This window comes from Kitasatospora sp. NPDC085895 (assembly GCF_040702125.1).
GTDB lineage: Bacteria > Actinomycetota > Actinomycetes > Streptomycetales > Streptomycetaceae > Kitasatospora > Kitasatospora arboriphila.
Genome location: NZ_JBFBJY010000013.1, coordinates 68,327 through 89,238 on the forward strand (window position 1 = coordinate 68,327; position 20,912 = coordinate 89,238).

Annotated in this window: 15 protein-coding genes; 12 read left to right on the forward strand and 3 right to left on the reverse strand. The window is 72.6% G+C overall.

Annotation, left to right across the window (positions count from 1 at the left end):
• Positions 1-92: 92 nt before the first annotated feature.
• From AB0442_RS11260 to AB0442_RS11295, 8 genes are all read left to right on the forward strand, one after another.
• The gene (locus AB0442_RS11260; protein ID WP_366162210.1) at positions 93-926 is read left to right on the forward strand and encodes a thioredoxin domain-containing protein; all 834 of its coding nucleotides are present in this window, start codon (positions 93-95) and stop codon (positions 924-926) included.
• 108 nt (positions 927-1,034) lie between these two features.
• Positions 1,035-1,967 carry a prolipoprotein diacylglyceryl transferase gene (lgt, locus tag AB0442_RS11265; RefSeq protein ID WP_366162212.1) on the forward strand — a complete coding sequence of 311 codons (933 nt, stop codon included), beginning with the start codon at positions 1,035-1,037 and terminating at the stop codon, positions 1,965-1,967.
• A 220-nt stretch (positions 1,968-2,187) separates the two neighbouring features.
• A complete protein-coding gene (locus AB0442_RS11270; protein WP_366162213.1) occupies positions 2,188-2,928 on the forward strand; it encodes a VIT1/CCC1 transporter family protein in 741 nt (246 codons plus the stop codon).
• Between the two features lie 482 nt (positions 2,929-3,410).
• The gene (gltB, locus tag AB0442_RS11275) at positions 3,411-8,006 is read left to right on the forward strand and encodes a glutamate synthase large subunit (RefSeq protein ID WP_366162302.1); all 4,596 of its coding nucleotides are present in this window, start codon (positions 3,411-3,413) and stop codon (positions 8,004-8,006) included.
• Complete coding sequence (locus AB0442_RS11280; protein WP_366162215.1) at positions 7,999-9,459, forward strand: glutamate synthase subunit beta; 1,461 nt, start codon at positions 7,999-8,001, stop codon at positions 9,457-9,459. The genes gltB and AB0442_RS11280 overlap by 8 nt, the downstream gene beginning before the upstream one ends.
• Before the next feature lie 298 nt (positions 9,460-9,757).
• Positions 9,758-10,624: a helix-turn-helix transcriptional regulator gene (locus tag AB0442_RS11285; protein WP_366162216.1), complete on the forward strand. Its 867-nt coding sequence runs from the start codon at positions 9,758-9,760 to the stop codon at positions 10,622-10,624.
• Positions 10,625-10,692: 68 nt separating this feature from the next.
• Entirely contained in the window at positions 10,693-12,150 is a 1,458-nt protein-coding gene (locus AB0442_RS11290) for an aldehyde dehydrogenase family protein (protein ID WP_366162218.1), read from the forward strand.
• 64 nt (positions 12,151-12,214) lie between these two features.
• Entirely contained in the window at positions 12,215-13,057 is an 843-nt protein-coding gene (locus tag AB0442_RS11295) for an alpha/beta hydrolase (RefSeq protein WP_366162219.1), read from the forward strand.
• Between the two features lie 31 nt (positions 13,058-13,088).
• Here the strand turns inward: AB0442_RS11295 and AB0442_RS11300 are convergent, their stop codons facing one another.
• Together AB0442_RS11300 and AB0442_RS11305 are read right to left on the reverse strand one after the other, a co-directional pair.
• Positions 13,089-13,607, reverse strand: coding sequence for a GNAT family N-acetyltransferase (locus AB0442_RS11300; RefSeq protein ID WP_366162220.1), 519 nt, complete (start codon positions 13,605-13,607; stop codon positions 13,089-13,091).
• 81 nt (positions 13,608-13,688) lie between these two features.
• Positions 13,689-14,612, reverse strand: a complete 924-nt coding sequence (locus tag AB0442_RS11305) for a hypothetical protein (RefSeq protein WP_366162222.1) — start codon at positions 14,610-14,612, stop codon at positions 13,689-13,691.
• A gap of 154 nt (positions 14,613-14,766) precedes the next feature.
• Between AB0442_RS11305 and AB0442_RS11310 the strand changes: the two genes are divergently transcribed.
• Together AB0442_RS11310 and AB0442_RS11315 are read left to right on the forward strand one after the other, a co-directional pair.
• Entirely contained in the window at positions 14,767-14,988 is a 222-nt protein-coding gene (locus tag AB0442_RS11310) for a DUF6296 family protein (RefSeq protein ID WP_363544543.1), read from the forward strand.
• Between the two features lie 291 nt (positions 14,989-15,279).
• Positions 15,280-16,131 (forward strand): aminotransferase class III-fold pyridoxal phosphate-dependent enzyme, encoded by an 852-nt coding sequence (locus AB0442_RS11315; protein WP_366162304.1) that lies wholly within the window; start codon positions 15,280-15,282, stop codon positions 16,129-16,131.
• Here AB0442_RS11315 and AB0442_RS11320 read toward each other — a convergent pair.
• Positions 16,064-17,878 (reverse strand): 5'-nucleotidase C-terminal domain-containing protein, encoded by a 1,815-nt coding sequence (locus tag AB0442_RS11320; protein WP_366162223.1) that lies wholly within the window; start codon positions 17,876-17,878, stop codon positions 16,064-16,066. The two genes, AB0442_RS11315 and AB0442_RS11320, sit on opposite strands and share 68 nt — an antisense overlap.
• A 411-nt stretch (positions 17,879-18,289) precedes the next feature.
• On the opposite strand from AB0442_RS11320, the gene pyk reads away from it, so the two are divergent.
• Together pyk and AB0442_RS11330 are read left to right on the forward strand one after the other, a co-directional pair.
• Entirely contained in the window at positions 18,290-19,717 is a 1,428-nt protein-coding gene (gene pyk, locus AB0442_RS11325; RefSeq protein WP_366162224.1) for a pyruvate kinase, read from the forward strand.
• Positions 19,718-19,903: 186 nt separating this feature from the next.
• Positions 19,904-20,905, forward strand: coding sequence for a hypothetical protein (locus AB0442_RS11330; RefSeq protein ID WP_366162225.1), 1,002 nt, complete (start codon positions 19,904-19,906; stop codon positions 20,903-20,905).
• The last annotated feature ends 7 nt before the right edge of the window (positions 20,906-20,912 follow it).

The window sequence follows — 20,912 nt, forward strand, 5'->3', positions numbered from 1 at the left end:
CCCCGCCCGGGCGCCCGCACCCCTGCACCCCCGACCCCGCGGACACCCCGCATCCCTTCGACGACCCGGACACGGCCTTGGAAACAGCACCCATGAGCGACAAGAACCGAGAAGGAAAGCGCACAGCCCGCGAGCGCATGCTGCAGCAGCGTGCCGCCGACGAGGCCCGTGGCCGCCGCAAGAAGCAGCTGATCGTCGCCGGCGTCGCGGTCGCGGTGATCGCCGCCGCGGTCGTCACCGGTGTGATCGTGCAGAACGAGCGCTCCACGCCGGAGACGCCGACCGCCGCCCCCACCGGCACCATCGGCGAGAAGAACCTCGTCATCCCCTCCGGCGCCGCCGACGCCCCCTCCGTGCTCACCGTCTACGAGGACCCGCGCTGCCCCGCCTGCGGCAGCTTCGAGCAGGCCTTCGTCCAGACCGTCAACGAGCTGGAGGACGCGGGCAAGCTCGCCGTGAACTACCACATCGTGTCGTTCATCGACCGCTCGCTCGGCGGCAAGGGCTCCAAGTACGGCGCCAACGCCCTCGCCTGCGCGCAGGACGCCGGCAAGTTCCGCGCCTACCACGACGTCCTCTACAAGAACCAGCCGCCGGAGACCGCCGACACCTACGGCGACAAGGCGGCCCTGATCGACCTCGCCCAGCAGGTCCCCGGCCTGGACACCCCGACCTTCCGGGCCTGCGTCAACGACAACAAGTACGGCGACTGGGTCTCCGCCGTCCAGCAGGACTTCGACAAGTCCGGCTTCAAGTCCACGCCGACCCTGACGCTGAACGGCACCCCGATCTACCCGAAGAAGGGCGATGAGCAGATCTCCCCGGAGAACCTCGTGAAGTGGGTCGACGAGGCCAACCAGGGCAAGAAGCTCGGCACCACCGGATCGCCCGCGGCCCAGGCCACGAGCGCCGCGGCCACCCCCTGACCGGCACCCCCGCAGCCCGGCCGCCCGGGCCGCCCCGCGACCGTTCGGAAGCTGTGACCCGCGCCGGTGCCGATCCGGCGGCCGGGACACGGTAGCGTCGACCCTGCCATGGATCTCGCATACATCCCGAGCCCGTCGCGGGGCGTCCTCCACCTGGGGCCGGTCCCGCTGCGCGCCTACGCGTTCTGCATCATCATCGGCGTCGTCGTCGCGGTCTGGCTCGGCAGCAAGCGCTGGGTCGCCCGGGGCGGTGCCAAGCACACCGTCGGCGACATCGCCGTCTGGGCCGTGCCCTTCGGCCTGGTCGGCGGCCGGCTGTACCACGTGATCACCGATCACCAGCTGTACTTCGGCGACGGCAAGAACCCGTGGAACGCCTTCAAGATCTGGGAGGGCGGCCTCGGCATCTGGGGCGCGATCGCGCTCGGCGCGGTCGGCGCGTGGATCGGCTGCCGCCGCCGCGGCGTGCCGCTGCCCGCCTACGCCGACGCCATCGCGCCCGGCATCGCCCTCGCCCAGGCCTTCGGCCGCTGGGGCAACTGGTTCAACCAGGAGCTGTACGGCAAGCCGACCACGCTGCCCTGGGGCCTGGAGATCCACAAGGTGGAGTCGGACGGCACCGTGATCGAGGGCGTCTTCCACCCCACCTTCCTGTACGAGTCGCTCTGGTGCGTCGGCGTGGCCCTGCTGGTGATCTGGGCCGACCGCCGCTTCACCCTCGGCCACGGCCGGGCCTTCGCCCTGTACGTCGCCGCGTACACCGTGGGCCGGTTCTGGATCGAGTACCTGCGCATCGACGAGGCGCACCACATCCTGGGCCTGCGCCTCAACGACTGGACCTCGATCGTGGTCTTCGTGGCCGCCGTGGCCTACCTGGTGGTGTCCGCGCGGCTGCGCCCCGGCCGGGAGGCGCCGGACTCCATCGACCCGGCGGCCCGCGCCGAGGCCGCCGAGGACGGTCCGTCCCGCTCCTCGGACAGCACCCGTGGCGCCGAGCGCACCGCCGCGCCGGCCGACGCCGCCCCGGAGCAGTCGGCCTGATCCCCGCCTGACCTGCCGGAACGCCCGCCCGACGGCCGCCCGCCACCCCGTGTGGAGGGCGGCCGCCGGCATGTTCGGACAGCCTTACTTTGCTGGAAAGTCGCAGGTCAACGGGCTACGTTCGAACCCGTAGAGCCCTGCGGGCAACCCTGCCCAGGCCCACGGCGACGGCGCCGTGCCCGGCTGTGCAGGGGGGACGTCCGACAGGGGGGCCTGACCCATGAGCACCGTGACACACCCGACCGCCACCGAGGAGCCGAAGCCGCGCATCCCGGAGGACGGGCACCACCGCGATGTGAACGGCGGCTGGCTGCGGCCCGCCGTCTTCGGCGCGATGGACGGCCTGGTCTCCAACCTCGCCCTGGTGAGCGGCGTGGTCGGCGGGGACGCCGGCCGCAGCGCCGTCCTCCTCACCGGTCTCGCCGGCCTCGCCGCCGGCGCCTTCTCGATGGCGGCGGGGGAGTACACCTCGGTCGCCTCCCAGCGCGAGCTGGTGGAGGCGGAGATCGAGGCCGAGCGGATCGAGCTGCGCCGCAACCCGCACGGCGAGCTCGCCGAACTCGCCCAGCTGTACGTGGCCAAGGGCGTGGAGCCGGAGCTGGCGCACGAGGTGGCCCGGCAGCTCTCCCGCGACCCCGAGAAGACCCTCGCCGTGCACGCCCGCGAGGAGCTGGGCGTCGACCCCGACGACCTGCCCTCGCCGCTGGTCGCGGCCGCCTCCTCGTTCGGCTGCTTCGCGCTGGGCGCGCTGCTGCCGCTGCTGCCGTACCTGCTGGGCGCGACGGCGCTCTGGCCGGCGCTGATCGCCTCCGCGCTGGGCCTGTTCCTGTGCGGCGCCGTGGTCGCCCGGGTGACCGCGCGCAGCTGGTGGTTCAGCGGCCTGCGGCAGCTGGCGCTGGGCGGCGCGGCCGCCGGGCTGACCTTCCTGCTGGGTCGGCTCATCGGCGGACAGCTCGGCTGACCTCGTGCGATGCCACAGCGCGCCGCATGGATATGCCGAACAGTGCGTGACGTTCCACACATGGGCCGGTGGTCCATGCCTGTTCTACGCTCTCCGCGGCGGCTTCCGGCCCTCGATTCCATCCCGGCGCTCGGTCGTACGGGATGGAATCGCAGGAGCAGTGTCCGCGCGTGCATGGCCAGGGCGTTTCGGCTCTGTTTCACCCGCGCGACCGTTGGGCACACTGGTGGAAACACGCGCACCGTTGCGCGTTGCACCGGGCCGGTCCTACTAACCGGTAACCGCCGCTGACCTGCGGGTTATGTCCGCCATATGGACGCCTTGTTCCACTTCGCAAGATCTCCGGCATCATGTAACCTGCACGAAAATTCGCAGAGGGCCAACGTCGTCCCTTAATGCACCAAGCCCCTCCGGCCCCCCGGCCGGACGGTGTGCTCCCAAGCCACAAGACGACGACGGGAGAGCCGATGCTGTCTGCATCCATGCACTCCGCCAACGAGCCCGCGCAGGCCAGCCGCCCGTACGCGCTCGTTCCGGATGCGCGACCTGCTGCTCAGGGCCTGTACGACCCGCGGAACGAGCACGACGCCTGCGGCGTCGGCTTCGTCGCCACGCTGACCGGCATCGCCGACCACACTGTCGTCGACCAGGCGCTGACCGTCCTGCGCAACCTGGAGCACCGCGGCGCCACCGGCGCCGAGCCGGACTCCGGTGACGGCGCGGGCATCCTGACCCAGGTCCCGGACGCCTTCCTGCGCAGCAAGGTCTCCTTCGAACTGCCGGCCGCCGGCTCCTACGCGGTGGGCATCGCCTTCCTCCCCGACGAGGACGCCGCCGACGCCGCCGCGGTCGCGGCCGTCGAGGCCGTCGCCGCCGAGGAGGGCCTGACCGTCCTCGGCTGGCGCGACGTCCCGGTCACCCCGGACCTGCTCGGCGCCACCGCCCGCTCGGTCATGCCGCGCTTCCGCCAGCTCTTCGTGTCGCACGGCGAGAAGGCCGGCATCGAGCTCGACCGGATCGCCTTCGTCGTCCGCAAGCGCTCCGAGCGCGAGGCCGGCGTCTACTTCCCGTCGCTGTCCGCCCGCACCATCGTCTACAAGGGCATGCTGACCACCGGCCAGCTGGAGCCCTTCTTCCCCGACCTGTCGGACCGGCTCTACGCCTCCGCCGTCGGCCTGGTGCACTCGCGGTTCTCGACCAACACCTTCCCGAGCTGGCCGCTCGCCCACCCGTACCGCTTCGTCGCGCACAACGGCGAGATCAACACGGTCAAGGGCAACCGGAACTGGATGACCGCCCGCGAGTCCCAGCTCGCCACCGACCTCATCCCCGCGAACGCCGACGGCCGCGGCCTGGAGCGGATCTTCCCGATCTGCACCCCGGACCACTCCGACTCGGCCTCCTTCGACGAGGTCCTGGAGCTGCTCCACCTCGGCGGCCGCTCGCTGCCGCACGCGGTGCTGATGATGATCCCGGAGGCGTGGGAGAACCACGCCACCATGGAGCCGGCCCGCCGCGCCTTCTACCAGTACCACTCCAACCTGATGGAGCCCTGGGACGGCCCGGCCTGCGTCACCTTCACCGACGGCACCCAGGTCGGCGCGGTCCTCGACCGCAACGGCCTGCGCCCCGCCCGCTACTGGATCACCGAGGACGGCCTCGTCGTCCTCTCCTCCGAGGTCGGCGTGCTCGACATCGAGCAGGAGCGGGTCGTCAAGAAGGGCCGCCTGCAGCCCGGCAAGATGTTCCTGGTCGACACGGCCGAGGGCCGCATCGTCGAGGACGAGGAGATCAAGTCCGCCCTCGCCGGCGAGCACCCCTACGAGGAGTGGGTCGCCGCCGGGCAGATCCAGCTCGCCAAGCTCCCCGAGCGCGAGCACATCGCCCACACCCACGCCTCGGTGACCCGCCGTCAGCAGACCTTCGGCTACACCGAGGAGGAGCTGCGCGTCATCCTGGCGCCGATGGCCAAGACCGGGGGCGAGGCGCTCGGCTCGATGGGCACCGACTCGCCGATCGCCGCGCTCTCCGAGAAGCCGCGCCTGCTGTTCGACTACTTCGTGCAGCTCTTCGCGCAGGTCACCAACCCGCCGCTGGACGCCATCCGCGAGGAGCTCGTCACCTCGCTGCTGAGCAACCTCGGCCCCGAGGGCAACCTGCTCGACGCGCAGCCCTCGCACTGCCGCTCCGTCGGCATCACCTTCCCGGTGATCGACAACGACGAGCTGGCCAAGCTGATCCACATCAACGCCGACGGCGACCAGCCCGGACTGAAGGCCGTCACGCTGTCCGGCCTGTACAAGGTGTCGACCGGCGGCGCCGGCCTCGCCACCCGCCTGGCCGAGATCGCCGCCGAGGCCGACGCCGCGATCGCCGACGGCGCCCGCATCGTCGTCCTCTCCGACCGCCACTCGGACGCCGAGCACGCGCCGATCCCGTCGCTGCTCCTCACCTCCGCGATCCACCACCACCTGATCCGCACCAAGCAGCGCACCCAGGTGTCACTGATCGTCGAGGCCGGCGACGTCCGCGAGGTGCACCACGTCGCGCTGCTGGTCGGCTACGGCGCCGGCGCGGTCAACCCGTACCTGGCGATGGAGTCCGTCGAGGACCTGGTCGCGCAGGGCGTCTTCATCCAGGGCGTCGAGCCCGAGAAGGCCATCAAGAACCTGATCAAGGCGCTCGGCAAGGGCGTGCTCAAGGTCATGTCGAAGATGGGCATCTCCACCGTGGCCTCGTACCGCGGCGCCCAGGTCTTCGAGGCGATCGGCCTCTCCCAGGAGCTGGTCGACGGCTACTTCGCCGGCACCACCACCAAGCTCGGCGGCATCGGCCTGGACGAGATCGCCAAGGAGACCGCCGCCCGCCACGCCAAGGCGTACCCGGCCTCCGGCATCCCGGCCGCGCACCGCGCGCTGGAGATCGGCGGCGAGTACCAGTGGCGCCGCGAGGGCGAGCCGCACCTGTTCGACCCGGACACGGTCTTCCGCCTGCAGCACTCCACCCGCAACAAGCGGTACGACATCTTCAAGCAGTACACCTCCCGGGTGAACGAGCAGTCCGAGCGCCTGATGACGCTGCGCGGCCTGTTCAAGCTGGACGCCAAGGACCGCACCCCGATCCCGATCGACGAGGTCGAGCCGGTCTCCGAGATCGTCAAGCGCTTCTCCACCGGCGCCATGTCGTACGGCTCCATCTCGCGCGAAGCGCACGAGACCCTCGCCATCGCGATGAACCGCCTCGGCGGCAAGTCCAACACCGGTGAGGGCGGCGAGGACCCGGACCGCCTGTACGACCCGGAGCGCCGCTCCGCGATCAAGCAGGTCGCCTCCGGCCGCTTCGGCGTCACCAGCGAGTACCTGGTCAACGCGGACGACATCCAGATCAAGATGGCCCAGGGCGCCAAGCCCGGCGAGGGCGGCCAGCTGCCCGGCCACAAGGTGTACCCGTGGGTCGCCAGCACCCGGCACTCCACCCCGGGCGTCGGCCTGATCTCCCCGCCGCCGCACCACGACATCTACTCCATCGAGGATCTGGCCCAGCTGATCCACGACCTCAAGAACGCCAACCCCGAGGCCCGCATCCACGTGAAGCTGGTCTCCGAGGTCGGCGTCGGCACCGTCGCCGCGGGCGTCTCCAAGGCGCACGCCGACGTGGTGCTGGTCTCCGGCCACGACGGCGGCACCGGCGCCTCGCCGCTGACCTCGCTCAAGCACGCGGGCGGCCCCTGGGAGCTCGGCCTCGCCGAGACCCAGCAGACCCTGCTGCTGAACGGCCTGCGCGACCGCATCGTCGTGCAGACCGACGGCCAGCTGAAGACCGGCCGCGACGTCGTCATCGCCGCCCTGCTGGGCGCCGAGGAGTTCGGCTTCGCGACCGCCCCGCTGGTGGTCTCCGGCTGCATCATGATGCGCGTCTGCCACCTGGACACCTGCCCGGTCGGCGTCGCCACCCAGAACCCCGTGCTGCGCGACCGCTTCTCCGGCAAGCCGGAGTTCGTGGTGAACTTCTTCGAGTTCATCGCGGAGGAGGTCCGCGAGATCCTCGCCGAGCTGGGCTTCCGCTCGATCGAGGAGGCCGTCGGCCACGCCGAGCACATCGACGCGGCGGACGCGATCGGCCACTGGAAGGCCGCCGGCCTCGACCTGGCGCCGCTGTTCCACGTGCCCGAGCTGCCGGAGGGCGCGGCCCTGCACAACACCACCGGGCAGGACCACTCGCTCGACAAGGCCCTCGACAACCAGCTCATCGAGCTGGCCGAGGACGCCCTGGAGCGCGGCGAGGCCGTCCGGATCCAGCTGCCCATCCGCAACGTCAACCGCACGGTCGGCACCATGCTCGGCCACCGGGTGACCAAGAAGTACCGCGGCGAGGGCCTGCCCGAGGGCACCATCGACGTGACCTTCACCGGCTCCGCCGGCCAGTCGTTCGGCGCCTTCGTGCCGAAGGGCGTGACCCTGCGCCTGGAGGGCGACGCCAACGACTACGTCGGCAAGGGCCTGTCCGGCGGCGTCATCGTCGTCCGCCCGGCCCGCGACGCCGCGGCCATCGGCGCCGACGCGCAGAACCACGTCATCGCCGGCAACACCATCGGGTACGGTGCCACCAGCGGCCGCATCCACCTGCGCGGCAAGGCCGGCGAGCGCTTCGCCGTCCGCAACTCCGGTGCCACCCTGGTCGTCGAGGGCGTGGGCGACCACGGCCTCGAGTACATGACCGGCGGCCGGGTCGTCGTCCTCGGCGAGACCGGGCGCAACCTGGCAGCGGGCATGTCCGGCGGCATCGCGTACGTCCTCGACCTGCGCCCGGCCAACGTCAACGGCGGCATGGTCGGCATCGAGGCCCCCGACGCCAAGGACCGCGACTGGCTGCGCGAGACCGTGCAGCAGCACTACGAGGAGACCGGCTCCACCGTGGCCGCCGAGCTCCTCGCCGACTGGGGCAGCGGCGTCTCCCGCTTCTCCAAGATCATGCCCACCGACTACAAGGCTGTGCTCGCCGCCAAGGATGCCGCTGAGCGCGACGGGCTCTCCGAGTCCGAGACCACTCGCAAGATGATGGAGGCGGCACATGGCTGACCCGAAGGGCTTCCTGACCACCCCGAAGCAGCTGGCCGAGCGCCGTCCCGTGGACGTCCGTCTGCGGGACTGGAACGAGGTCTACGTCGAGCGCAGCCTCCTGCCGATCATCACCAAGCAGGCCGGCCGCTGCATGGACTGCGGCATCCCGTTCTGCCACAACGGCTGCCCGCTCGGGAACCTCATCCCCGAGTGGAACGACCTGGCCTACCGGGACGACTGGACGGGCGCCATCGAGCGCCTGCACGCCACCAACAACTTCCCGGAGTTCACCGGCCGCCTCTGCCCGGCGCCCTGTGAGTCGGCGTGCGTCCTCGGCATCAACCAGGACGCGGTGACCATCAAGAACGTCGAGGTCACCATCATCGACAAGGCCTGGGACCGCGGCGGCGTCACCCCGCAGGTCCCGGAGCGCCTGTCCGGCAAGACCGTGGCCGTCGTCGGCTCCGGCCCGGCCGGCCTGGCCGCCGCCCAGCAGCTCACCCGGGCCGGCCACACCGTGGTCGTGTACGAGCGCGCCGACCGCATCGGCGGTCTGCTGCGCTACGGCATCCCCGAGTTCAAGATGGAGAAGCGGCACATCAACCGCCGCATCGAGCAGATGCGCGCGGAGGGCACCCGCTTCCGCACCGGCGTCCACGTCGGCGAGGACATCACCGGCCAGCAGCTGCGCGAGCGCTTCGACGCGGTCGTCGTCGCGGCCGGCGCCACCACCGCCCGCGACCTGCCCGTCCCGGGCCGGGAGTTGGCCGGCATCCACCAGGCCATGGAGTACCTGCCGCTCGCCAACAAGGTGCAGGAGGGCGACTACGTCGACTCCCCGATCAGCGCCAAGGGCAAGCACGTGGTCGTCATCGGCGGCGGCGACACCGGCGCGGACTGCGTCGGCACCGCCCACCGCCAGGGCGCGGCCTCGGTCACCCAGCTGGAGATCATGCCGCGCCCCGGCGAGGAGCGCCCCGGCCACCAGCCCTGGCCGACCATGCCGATGACCTACAAGGTCACCTCCGCGCACGAGGAGGGCGGCGAGCGGATCTACTCCGTCTCCACCACCCACTTCAGCGGTGACGAGGAGGGCAACGTCCAGCAGCTCCACCTCGTCGAGGTCGAGTTCAAGGACGGCAAGTTCGAGCAGGTGCCCGGCAGCGAGCGCGCCATCCCGGCCCAGCTCGTCACCCTGGCCATGGGCTTCACCGGCACCGACGTCAAGAACGGCCTGGTCGAGCAGCTCGGCGTCGAGCTGGACGCCCGCGGCAACGTCGCCCGTGACGGCAAGTTCGCCACCAACGTCGAGGGCGTGTACGTTTGCGGTGACGCGGGCCGCGGCCAGTCGCTCATCGTCTGGGCGATCGCCGAGGGCCGCTCCGCCGCAGCCGCGGTGGACAAGTACCTCGGCGGCAAGACCCCGCTGCCCGCCCCGATCCGCCCGACGGACCGCCCCCTGGTGGTCTGACACCCCGCACGACCGGAGACAACTCCGGCTGCAGTAACACCGCGACCCGCCAGAGCCGCCGGGACCCTGCGGTTGCAGCGCCTGCCCACTCCCCGACCAGTTGGGGGCAGGCGCTGCCTGCTGTTCCGGCCCGTCCGCCGCCCGTCGTCGGCATGCCGACGGCCCGCACCGGGCGTGCGCTCCACGACTTTCCTGGCAATCGGCTGGGAGCGGCGCGGCGCGCCCTTCCCGCTGTCCGACCCTGGTGGCAGACTGCGCCCGACGGGCAACTGCCCCACCGGACACGGAGGTCGGCGCGATGAGCATGCTCCACACGGGCGGCGGGGTGACCGCGCACCGGCTGCTGCTGGGCTCCCAGCTGCGGCGGCTGCGCGAGGCCCGCGGCGTGACCCGCGAGGAGGCCGGCTACTCGATCCGCGCGTCCGAGTCGAAGATCAGCCGGATGGAGCTCGGCCGGGTCGGCTTCAAGGAGCGCGACGTCGCCGACCTGCTCACCCTCTACGGCCTCGACCGGGGCGAGGAACGCGCCACCCTGCTCGGCCTCGTCGCCGAGGCCAACGCCGTCTCCTGGTGGCACGGTTACGAGGACGTCGTCCCGACCTGGTTCCAGACCTACCTCGGCCTGGAGGAGGCCGCGGCCTCGATCGCCAGCTACGAGATCCAGTTCGTCCCCGGGCTGCTGCAGACCGAGGAGTACGCCCGCGCCGTCGTCCTGCTCGGCCGACACCACGCCACCGCGCAGGAGGTCGACCGCCGGGTCGCTGTCCGGATGCGCCGCCAGCAACTGCTCGCCGGGGGCCGCACCCCCGCCCTGCACGCCGTCATCGACGAGGCCGCCCTGCGCCGCCCCTGCGGCGGACCGGAGGTGATGCGCGGCCAGCTCCGGCACCTCGTCGAGGCCGCCGCCCGCCCCGAGGTCACCCTGCAGGTGGTGCCGCTCGGCACCGACCTGCCCGGTGCCGAGGCCGGCGCGTTCTCCGTCCTCGGCTTCACCGAGTCCGAACTGCCCGACGTCGTCTACCTGGAGCAGTTCACCAGCGCCCTCTACCTGGACCGGCCGACCGAGGTCGCCGAGTACGCCGCGGCGCTGCGCCGGCTCAGCGAGGCCAGCCTCTCGCACGAGCGTTCACTGACCCTCATCCGCTCCGTTCTCCAGGACATCTGATCGTCGGTCAGTAGGATGAGGTTCCGTCAAATCCGGTTGCGAGGGCGGACCTCACCGAAAGGCAGCGGATGTCTCACTTCACGGAACTGTCGCAGCAGTACATCGACGGCCAGTGGCGCCCCGGCAGCGGCTCGTGGGACATCGTCGACATCAACCCCTACGACGGCGAGAAGCTCGCCGCCATCACCGTCGCCACCGCCGACGAGGTCGACCAGGCGTACCGGGCCGCCCAGCGCGCCCAGCGCACCTGGGCCGCCACCAACCCGTACACCCGCCGCCTCGTCTTCGAACGCGCCCTGCGCCTCATCGAGGACCGCGAGCAGGAGATCACCGACACGATCATCGCCGAGCTCGGCGGCACCCGCCTCAAGGCGGCCTTCGAGATCTCCCTCTCCAAGGACATGCTCCGCGAGTGCATGCAGCTCTCGCTGCGCGCCGAGGGCCGCATCCTGCCCTCCCCGGTCGACGGCAAGGAGAACCGGCTCTACCGCCTGCCGGTCGGCGTCGTCGGCGTCATCAGCCCGTTCAACTTCCCGCTGTTCCTCTCCCTCAAGGCCGTCGCCCCCGCCCTCGCCCTCGGCAACGGCGTCGTCCTCAAGCCCCACCAGGACGCCCCGATCACCGGCGGCACCCTGATCGCCAAGCTCTTCGAGGACGCCGGCCTGCCCGCCGGCCTGCTCAACGTCGTCCTCACCGACATCGCCGAGATCGGCGACGCCTTCATCGAGCACCCCGTCCCCAAGGTCATCGCCTTCACCGGCTCCGACGCCGTCGGCCGGCACGTCGCCACCGTCGCCGCCTCCCACTTCAAGCGCACCGTCCTCGAACTCGGCGGCAACAGCGCCCTCGTCGTCCTCGACGACGCCGACCTCGACTACGCCGTCGACGCCGCCGTCTTCAGCCGCTTCGCCCACCAGGGCCAGGTCTGCATGGCCGCCAACCGCGTCCTCGTCGACCGCTCCGTCCTCGACGAGTTCACCGCCAGGTTCGTCGCCAAGATCCGCACCCTCACCGTCGGCGACCCCCAGGACCCGGCCACCGACATCGGCCCGCTCATCAACTCCGCCCAGGCCGACGCCATCACCGCCCAGGTCGACGAGGCCGTCGCCGGCGGCGCCGAGGTCCTGCTCCGCGGCACCACCGTCGGCACCCTGATGGACCCGGTCGTCCTCACCGGCGTCCCGCACGACGCCCCCGTGCTGCGCCGCGAGATCTTCGGCCCGGTCGTCGTCGTGGTGCCCTTCGACGGCGACGACCAGGCCGTCGAGATCGCCAACGACACCCCGTTCGGCCTCAGCGGCGCCGTTCACACCGGCGACATCGAGCGCGGCGTCCGCTTCGCCCAGCGGATCGACACCGGCATGATCCACATCAACGACGGGACCATCGCCGACGAGCCGATCGTCCCCTTCGGCGGCGAGAAGAACTCCGGCGTCGGCCGCCTCAACGGCGACGCCACCGTCGAGGCCTTCACCACCGTCAAGTGGATCTCCATCCAGCACGGTCGCAGCCGCTTCCCGTTCTGACGATCCCGCCCGGCGCGCCACCGGCCGGGGCCCGTTGTCGGCCCCGGCCGGTAGCGTCCGCATTATGACGGACCATCAGCTCGACCTGTCCGACGGCCGCACCCTCCGCTCCTACGACACCGGACCCGCCGACGCCCCGCTCACCGTCGTCTGGCACCACGGCACCCCCAACCTCGGCACACCGCCCGCACCCCTGCTGCCCGCCGCCGCCCGCCTCGGCATCCGCTTCGTCTCCTACGACCGCCCCGGCTACGGCGGCTCCACCCCCCTCCCCGGCCGGGACATCGCCTCCGCGGCCGCCGACACCGCCGCCCTCGCCGACGCCCTCGGCATCGAACGCTTCGCCGTCCTCGGCCACTCCGGCGGCGGGCCGCACGCCCTCGCCTGCGCCGCCCTGCTGCCCGACCGCGTCCTCGCCGCCGCCTCCGTCGCCGGACTCGCCCCGTACGGCGCCGACGGCCTCGACTGGTACGCCGGAATGACCGACTCCGGGGTCGCCTCGCTGCGGGCCGCGGCCGCGGGCCGCGCCGTCAAGGAACGCCACCAGCAGGACCACGGCGCCGACCACGACTGCGAGTTCACCCCCGGTGACCTCGCCGCCCTGCACGGCGTCTGGTCCTGGTTCGACACCGTCGTCGGCCCCGCCGTCGCCGCCGGCCCCGCCGCACTGATCGACGACGACCTCGCCTACACCGCCCCCTGGGGCTTCGACCCCGGGCGGATCCGCACACCCGTCCTGCTGGTGCACGGCGAACGCGACCGCATCGTCCCCGCCGCCCACAGCCGCTGGCTCGCCGACCGCATCCCCACCGCCGACCTGCGGACCCGCCCCGACGACGGCCACGTCTCCGTCCTCACCACCGCCGAAGACACCCTCACCCGACTGGCCGCCCGGGCCACCCGCTGAGGGCTGCCCCCGAGCGGCCGTCCCTGAGCGGTCACCCCGGGTGGTTGCCCGCCGTGAGGAGGAATTCGTCCAGTTCGGTGCCGTACCAGCGGGTGGTGCGGCCCCCGGGGGTCATGCCGAGGCGGCGGCAGACCGCCGCCGAGGGGGCGTTGCCCGGGCGGACGACCGCCCGGATCTCCGGCAGGCCGTCCGCGAAGCCCTTCGCCACCGCGGCCCGCGCGGCCTCGGTGGCGAAGCCGTTCCCCCAGGAGTCCGGGTGGAAGTGCCACCCCACCTCCACCTCGCCGTCCCCGTCGGGGAGCGGCACCAGCAGCACCGAGCCCGCCACCATTCCGGTGTCGGCCCGTTCGACCGCCCACACACCGAACCGCGGGTCCGCCGACCGTCCCCGGAAACGTTCGACCAGCGCCAGCGCCTCCGCCTCGTCGGCGAGCACCCGCGGCTGCGCCCCCAGCCACCGGGCGACCTCCCACCGCCCGTACAGGTCCAGGGCACGCGCCGCGTCCCCGGCCTCCCACAGCCGCAGCACCAGCCGCTCGGTACGCCACACGAGGAGCCACCGCCCCTTCTCGCAGAGGATCCGATCCTGCCCCCGCCGGGCCCGCCGCTGCCAGGACCCGGGAACGGCCCGCTACCGGCCGCCGTCCGGACCGCGTGCCGGACCGCCGTCCACGGCCCCCGTCGGCACCTGCGGCGCGCCCGTGGCCAGGTCCAGGACCACCCTGCCGTCCAGCGGACCCGCCAGCCGGAACCGCTCCGGCGAGACGTGCAGCGCCGCGTCGCACGCCGTCCCGGGCCGCGCCGTCGACCGGACCCGGGCGATCAGCACCACCGCGGCGCCGGTCTCGTACGCCTCGGTGCGCTCCACCCGCTCGCAGCTGCCGTGCGCGACCCCGGCCGTCACCGTCCTGCCGTCCGCGGACACCGCCGCGAACGACGCCGGCCGCGCCCCCGGCACGTCCTCGGGCGGCCCCGACGGGGGCTGCTGCGACTCCACCGCCGGGTAGGTGAACGGATCGGCGTACCCCGCGATCCGGAACCGCCACACCGGGATCTCCGCCCGTCCGCGGCTGGTCGCCACCTCCCGCGTGCCCGGCTCCGCGCCCGTCACCGTCAGTGGCTGCCCGCAGGTGCCGTTGCACGCGGGCCTGCCCTCGGTCAGCGACCGGAACACCGCGTCCGCAGACCGCAGCGGCAGCGTGAGCTGCGAGCCGTCCGCCCACCGCACCTGCGTCAGCCCCGAGAAGGTCTGCGGCAGCCCGCCCGCCAGCACCAGCCGCCCCGACTGGTACGCGTCCTTGTCCGTGCCGCTGTGGAACGCGTCCGGCGGCAGCCACTCCGCGGGCACGCCCACCGGGTAGTAGCCGGACCGCCAGGCCTTCTCCTGCGCCGAACCCGGCCAGGCGGCCGCCACCTCGGCGGCCCGTTGCCGTGCGGGCGCGTCCGCCGTCGCGCCGCCCTCCTGCGGGCCGCCGCGCACCACCGTGCTGCCGCAGCCTGCCAGCGCGCACACCACCAGCAGAGCCGGTACTGCCGCCGCCACACCCCTGCGCATCCGAGTGACCCCCTGCCGGTACGAACCAACCGAACGGCAGTGGGACGCAGCGGCCCGCCGACGGGTTCCGCCGCCGCCCCCGGGGCGCGCGGACCGCCGCGCGGCGCGACACTGGTGAGCGGTCCCGCACCCGCGCGGCCCGAGGAGGTGCCCCATGACCGAGTACGAGCTGTCCTTCCCGCACCCCGGCCAGGACACCGACGACATCGTGGTGGTCCATCCCACCGGCACCCTCGGCCCCGGTGGGCACCCGGTGTACACCGACGACAGCGGCATCGTCCGCGCCGAGATCAGCGACCGCGACGAGGTCCGGATGCTCGCCACCGGCGGCCGCCAGGAACTCACCCCGCCGTCCACCGTCCACCGCCGCGCCTGACCCCGACCCGTACGGCCCCGCCCGGCGGGCCCGCCCCGGCCGGCCCGCCGGGCACCGCGGCCGCGCGCACGAAGGGGAGGCCGATGGACCCCGCAATCCCCGCCCTCGACGCCGGGCAGCGCCGCGCCCTCACGGCGATCCGCGAGCGCGAGGACGCCGTCTCCCGGGCCCGCGTGCCCCGCGCTCTGGACCGACGACGGCACCGGACCGGTTCCGGAGGCCACCGGACCGGCCGCGCCGCCGGACGTCGCCGTCGTCGACTTCAACGACCTCGCCGCCGCCGAACGGGTCCTGAGCCGCCGCGGCTGCGCGGCGGTGCTGATCGAGGGCGTGCCCACCAACTGCGGCACCGTCCTGTCCGGACCCGGCTTCCTGCCCGGGCTGCGCGGGGCCTGCACCCGCCACGGCACGCTGCTGGTGGCGGACGAGACCCACACCCAGTTCGACCACCACGGCGGCGCCGTCACCCACTACGGCATCGCCCCCGACATGGCCACCGGCGGCAAGGGCGTCAGCGGCGGCATTCCGATCGGCGCCCTCGGCATGACCCCCGACCTCGCCGACCTGGTCGCCGACCAGCTCGCCGACGAACTCGGCGACACCGTCGGGCTCGCCCTCGGCGGCACGCTGTTCGCCAACGCGCTCTCGCCGGCCTGCGCCGAGACCGTCCTCACCGAACTGATGACCCCGGCCGAGCACGAGCGGATCGCCCGACTCGGCGAACGCCTCGCCGACGGCATCGAGGCCGCCGCCCGCAGCCGCGGACTGCCCTGGCGCGCCCACCGGTTCGACGCCCGCTCCGGCTACTGCCTGCAACCGGAACCGCCCCGCAACGCCCGCGAGGCGCACGCCGGCCTCGACCCGCTGTTCACCGACGCGACGGGTCCACTTCGCCAACCGCGGCGTCCGGGACGCCATCGGATCCTCCGGCCCGCACGCCGGATTCGCCCACGACACCGCCGACGTCGACACCTACCTCGGCGTCCTCGACACCTTCCTCGACGAGATGTGCGCGGCCTGGGGCCGGCAGCGCACGGGGGCGCGGTCTCCCGCGCCCCCGTGGCCCGACCCGTCCCTAGAACAGCGGCACGCCCGCGCGGACCAGGCGCCAGGACACCGCACCGAAGTCCGCCGGGTCGATGACGCCCTTGGACTTCACCCAGGCGATCATGGTGTTGCGGATCTCGTCCGAGTTCGACCAGACCTGCTTCGCCGCCGCCACGTGCGGGAAGTTGCCGCCGCCGCCCGCACGGTAGTTGTTCACCGCCAGCACGAACTGCGCGGCCGGGTCGATCGGCGCACCGTTGAACGACAGGCCGACGATCCGCGAACCCACCGGCTGCGCCACGTCGATGTCGTACGAGACGCCGTACACCGAGTCGTAGTTGTAGTCCGGGGTGGAACCGGCGTTGGTCAGCGTGCCCGGGTCCACCGGCGCACCGGGCGCCAGCTGCGCGAAGTACCGCGCCGAGAACTCCAGGTAGTCCTTGATCTGCGCACCGGTCAGGATGCGCGCCTCCAGGGTGTTCTCGTAGATGTACAGCCCCGCCGCGTCGCGCAGCCGCACGTCGCCCGCCGGGATGACCGCGGTGCGGTTGAACGGCGCCGCCTGCGCCAGCACCGGCAGGTTCGCGTACTCGGTCGACGCCAGCGCCGCCTTCACCGTGTCGGCCTGCACCCGGCCGATCAGGTCGATGATCGGCACGTCCTTGAACGGCGCCTCGGCGATCGACAGCTCGGTCCTGCAGGTGCCGATGACCTGGTTGACGTACGCCACCACCTTCTTGTGCTGGCCCGCGATCAGCTTCACGATCGCCGGGTCCTCCGGCACGGTGTTGGAGTTCAGCACCCGCGAGCTGACCGAGGTGACCTGCCAGGAGCCGTGCGAGAACTCCACCTCGAAGTCGAAGCAGGTCAGCCGCTGGCCCCAGCACAGCGGCTCGGACAGCACCACGTTCCTGCCGGTCTGCTTGTTCACCACCAGCCGCTGCGGGATCTCCTTGTGCGCGTGGCCGACCAGAACCGCGTCGACGCCCGGCACCTCCTCGGCGAGCTGCGCCGACACGTTCTCCCCCCAGGGCAGCTGGTCGCCGTACGAGGTGGCGCCGTCCGCACCCGAGTGCGAGGAGACCACCACGACGTCCGCGCCGGCCGCGCGCATCCGCGGCACGTACTTCTTCGCCGCCTCGACGATCCCGGGGAAGACCATCTTGCCGGAGACGTTGGCCTTGTCCCAGATCGCGATGCCCGGGTTGGTCAGGCCGAGGATGCCGACCCGCAGCGGGCGGCCGTGCCCGAGGTGCATCTCCTTGATGACGTACGGCTCGAAGGCGGGCCGCTCGTTCTTGGCGTACAGCGCGTTGGCACCGAGCAGCGGGAAGTCCAGCTGCTCCTCGTAGGCACGCAGCAGCGGGATGCCGTAGTTGAACTCGTGGTTGCCGAGGGCGGCGGCGTCGTAGCCGATGGCGTTCATCGCGGCGGCCATCGGGTGGCGCGGCGGGCGCTCGGCGGTGATCGGCTCGATGCGGGCGTAGTAGTAGGCGAGCTGGGTGCCCTGGATGGTGTCGCCGGAGTCGATCAGCAGGGTGCGGTGGCAGCCCTTCTCCTCGCGGACCTGCTTCACCAGGGTGGAGATCTTGGCGAGGCCGACGTCGTTGTGCGCCTTGTCGTCGTACTCGGCGTCGGTGAAGTAGTCCCAGTTGAGCACCCGGCCGTGCAGGTCGGTGGTGCCCATCACGGTGAAGCTCTGCTTCTGCGGGGCCTTGCGGGCGTCCGCGCCCTGGGCCGCGGCGGCCGGGGCGGCCGCGACGACCGGCAGGCCGCCGGCCAGGGCGGCACCGGCCGCGGTGGCGGCCGAGCGCGAGACGAACTCACGGCGGTTCAGGGGCATGGAGGACTCCAGCGTGGGGCGGTGACGGACGGTCGGCCGCGGTGCTGCCGACCGGTGGTGACGCGCGTAGAGAAACGCGCGTAGAAGTCTGCCGCCAAAACGCCCGCCGCGACAGCCCCCCGACGTTGCGGACAGGTGAGATGTCGGTGACCTCGACATGGCCGCGACCGGTCCGCCACCGGACCGACACACCGTCAACCCGCCGCCGCCCGGCTCACCCGCCGGGCCGCCGGCCCCCGCCGCCCGTCGCGTTCCCGCAGGTCGGCGACGACCGCTTCGGACGCCAATTCGATCTCACAGCGCCAAAGCTCACGTTGTGTCAGTTTGTTAATCAAAACTTTCTGCAACAGCCGCAAGGCAGCCCGCCGGAACACCGTTGTTACGCCCCGGTAATCCCTACGCTCTACAGGCATGCGCCGAGCAAAAATCGTCTGCACACTCGGGCCCGCCGCCGACTCGTACGACCAGATCAAGGCCCTGGTCGAGGCCGGCATGGACATCGCCCGGTTCAACCTCAGCCACGGCTCCCAGCTCGAACACGAGGAGCGCTACCACCGGGTCCGCAAGGCCGCCGACGAGAGCGGCCGCAGCGTCGGCATCCTCGTCGATCTCCAAGGCCCGAAGATCCGGCTCGGCACCTTCGCCGACGGTCCCGTACTTCTTGAACGCGGCGACGAGTTCACCATCACCGTCGAGGACGTCCCCGGCACCCGCGACCTCTGCAGCACCACCTACGCCGGCCTCGCCGAGGACGTCCTCCCCGGCGAGCACGTCCTCGTCGACGACGGCCGGGTCTGCCTCCAGGTCACCGCCGTGGACGGCCCCCGCATCCGCACCACCGTGTTGGAGGGCGGCCTCGTCTCCGACCACAAGGGCCTCAACCTCCCCGGCATCTCCGTCTCCGTGCCCGCGCTGAGCGACAAGGACGTCGACGACCTGCGCTGGGCACTCCGCCTCGGGGCCGACGTCGTCGCCCTCTCCTTCGTCCGCAGCGGCCGCGACGTCGAGGACGTGCACCGCGTCATGGACGAGGAGGGCCGCCGGCTCCCCGTCATCGCCAAGATCGAGAAGCCGCAGGCCGTCACCGCCCTGGACGCCATCGTCGACGCCTTCGACGGCATCATGGTCGCCCGCGGCGACCTCGGCGTCGAAATGCCCCTGGAGCAGGTGCCCGTCGTCCAGAAGCGCGCCATCAAGCTCGCCAAGCGGAACGCCAAGCCGGTCATCGTCGCCACCCAGATGCTCGACTCGATGATCCACGCCTCCCGGCCCACCCGCGCCGAGGCCTCCGACGTCGCCAACGCCGTCCTCGACGGCACCGACGCCGTCATGCTCTCCGGCGAGACCTCCGTCGGGAAGTACCCCGTCGAGACCGTCCGCACCATGGGCCGCATCATCGAGGCCGCCGAGGAGGACGTCCTCGCCGCCGGCCTCCCCCCGCTCACCGACCGCAACAAGCCCCGCACCCAGGGCGGCGCCGTCGCCCGTGCCGCCGCCGAGATCGGCGACTTCCTGCACGCCAAGTACCTCATCGCCTTCACCCAGAGCGGCGACACCGCCCGCCGCCTCACCCGCTACCGCTCGCCCATCCCCGTCCTCGCCTTCACCTACGAACCCGCCGTCCGCAGCCAACTCGCCCTCACCTGGGGCGTGGAGACCTTCCTCGGCCCGTTCGTCCCCACCACCGACGAGATGGTCGCCCAGGTCGACGCCCAACTCATCGGCCTCGGCCGCTGCAAGAAGGGCGACATCGTCGTCATCACCGCCGGCTCGCCCCCCGGCCTCGCCGGATCCACCAACCTCGTCCGCGTCCACCACGTCGGCGAACTCGACAACTGAGGCGGCCCGTTCACCCGCGGCCCCCGCCCCGGCGGGGGCCGCACCGTCACACCGGCGCTGCGAACACCCCGACGGCGCACCGGAACCGTCCCCATCCGGTGACAGCCCGCCTCCCGCCCGCCCGCCGCGGGTACGTTCCCCCCGACCGGCCCGGCAGCAGGGCCGCCCGAAGGGGGAGCACCGACCATGAGCAGCAGCGCCAGACCCCGCACCGCGAGAACCCGCACGGCAAGAGCCGACGCCCTCGCCACCGCCACCGTCCTCCTCGCCGTCGGCCTCGCCACCGCGTGCACGCCCGACGGCACCGACAGCCCCGCTGCACCACCCGCCAAGGCCACCGCCACCGTGACCGGCACGACCGGTGCGACCGCCGCCGGTCACACCGCGGCCGGCGCCGCCGGCCCCACCACCGTCGGCCGCACCCTCTACTCGGGCGGCCTGCGCTTCGACGTCAAGACCGCCGCCACCACGCCCGCCACCGACACCACCGGCGGCAAGCTCGTCCTCACCACCACCGTCACCAACACCTTCCGCACCACGCCCGTCAACGACTGGCCCACCATCTCCGTCGACGTCAACGGCACCCCCCTCGCCGGTGACCACGGCACCGCCGTGCCGCCCACCCCCGGCGCGAGCAACACCCTCCCGATCACCTTCACCACCCCCGCCGGCTTCACCCTCGACGGAGCCTCCCTCGTGCTCGGCGACCCCGGCCAGAACCAGGCGGTCCTCCCGCTCGGCAACGGCGGCCGACCCGCCGCCGACCTCAAGCCCCTCGACCTCGCCCTCCCCGCCGCCCACACCGTCACCGGCGGCCGCCTCGCCCTCACCCTCAAGAGCGCCCAACTGCGCGCCGACACCGCCAACGCCCCGCTCAAGCTCGGTGAGCGCGCCCTCTACCTCACCTACGACATGACCGGCACCGTCGGCCCCGCCGGCATGGCCGTCAGCGGCGACAGCCTGCGCCTGCGCCTGCCCGGCGGCCAGGAGGTCGGCCCCAGCAGCGCCCCCATCGAGGCCATCTACCCGGACCGGCCCACCCGTCAGAACCAGGCCGCCTGGTTCGTCTTCAGCGGCGCCGCCGACGGCGACTACACCCTCACCGTCACCGACCCCGACCGCAACGGCACCCCCGCCACCGCGGTCTTCCACGTCACCGGCGTCACGGCCGCCGGCCCCGTCGGCTGACCCGCCC

Bases quoted from the DNA above. Each gene is read 5' to 3' on its own strand.
- AB0442_RS11260 (WP_366162210.1), top strand. From the start codon at position 93: ATGAGCGACAAGAACCGAGAAGGAAAGCGCACAGCCCGCGAGCGCATG.
- lgt (WP_366162212.1), top strand. From the start codon at position 1,035: ATGGATCTCGCATACATCCCGAGCCCGTCGCGGGGCGTCCTCCACCTG.
- AB0442_RS11270 (WP_366162213.1), top strand. From the start codon at position 2,188: ATGAGCACCGTGACACACCCGACCGCCACCGAGGAGCCGAAGCCGCGC.
- gltB (WP_366162302.1), top strand. From the start codon at position 3,411: ATGCACTCCGCCAACGAGCCCGCGCAGGCCAGCCGCCCGTACGCGCTC.
- AB0442_RS11280 (WP_366162215.1), top strand. From the start codon at position 7,999: ATGGCTGACCCGAAGGGCTTCCTGACCACCCCGAAGCAGCTGGCCGAG.
- AB0442_RS11285 (WP_366162216.1), top strand. From the start codon at position 9,758: ATGAGCATGCTCCACACGGGCGGCGGGGTGACCGCGCACCGGCTGCTG.
- AB0442_RS11290 (WP_366162218.1), top strand. From the start codon at position 10,693: ATGTCTCACTTCACGGAACTGTCGCAGCAGTACATCGACGGCCAGTGG.
- AB0442_RS11295 (WP_366162219.1), top strand. From the start codon at position 12,215: ATGACGGACCATCAGCTCGACCTGTCCGACGGCCGCACCCTCCGCTCC.
- AB0442_RS11305 (WP_366162222.1), bottom strand. From the start codon at position 14,612: ATGCGCAGGGGTGTGGCGGCGGCAGTACCGGCTCTGCTGGTGGTGTGC.
- AB0442_RS11310 (WP_363544543.1), top strand. From the start codon at position 14,767: ATGACCGAGTACGAGCTGTCCTTCCCGCACCCCGGCCAGGACACCGAC.
- AB0442_RS11320 (WP_366162223.1), bottom strand. From the start codon at position 17,878: ATGCCCCTGAACCGCCGTGAGTTCGTCTCGCGCTCGGCCGCCACCGCG.
- pyk (WP_366162224.1), top strand. From the start codon at position 18,290: ATGCGCCGAGCAAAAATCGTCTGCACACTCGGGCCCGCCGCCGACTCG.
- AB0442_RS11330 (WP_366162225.1), top strand. From the start codon at position 19,904: ATGAGCAGCAGCGCCAGACCCCGCACCGCGAGAACCCGCACGGCAAGA.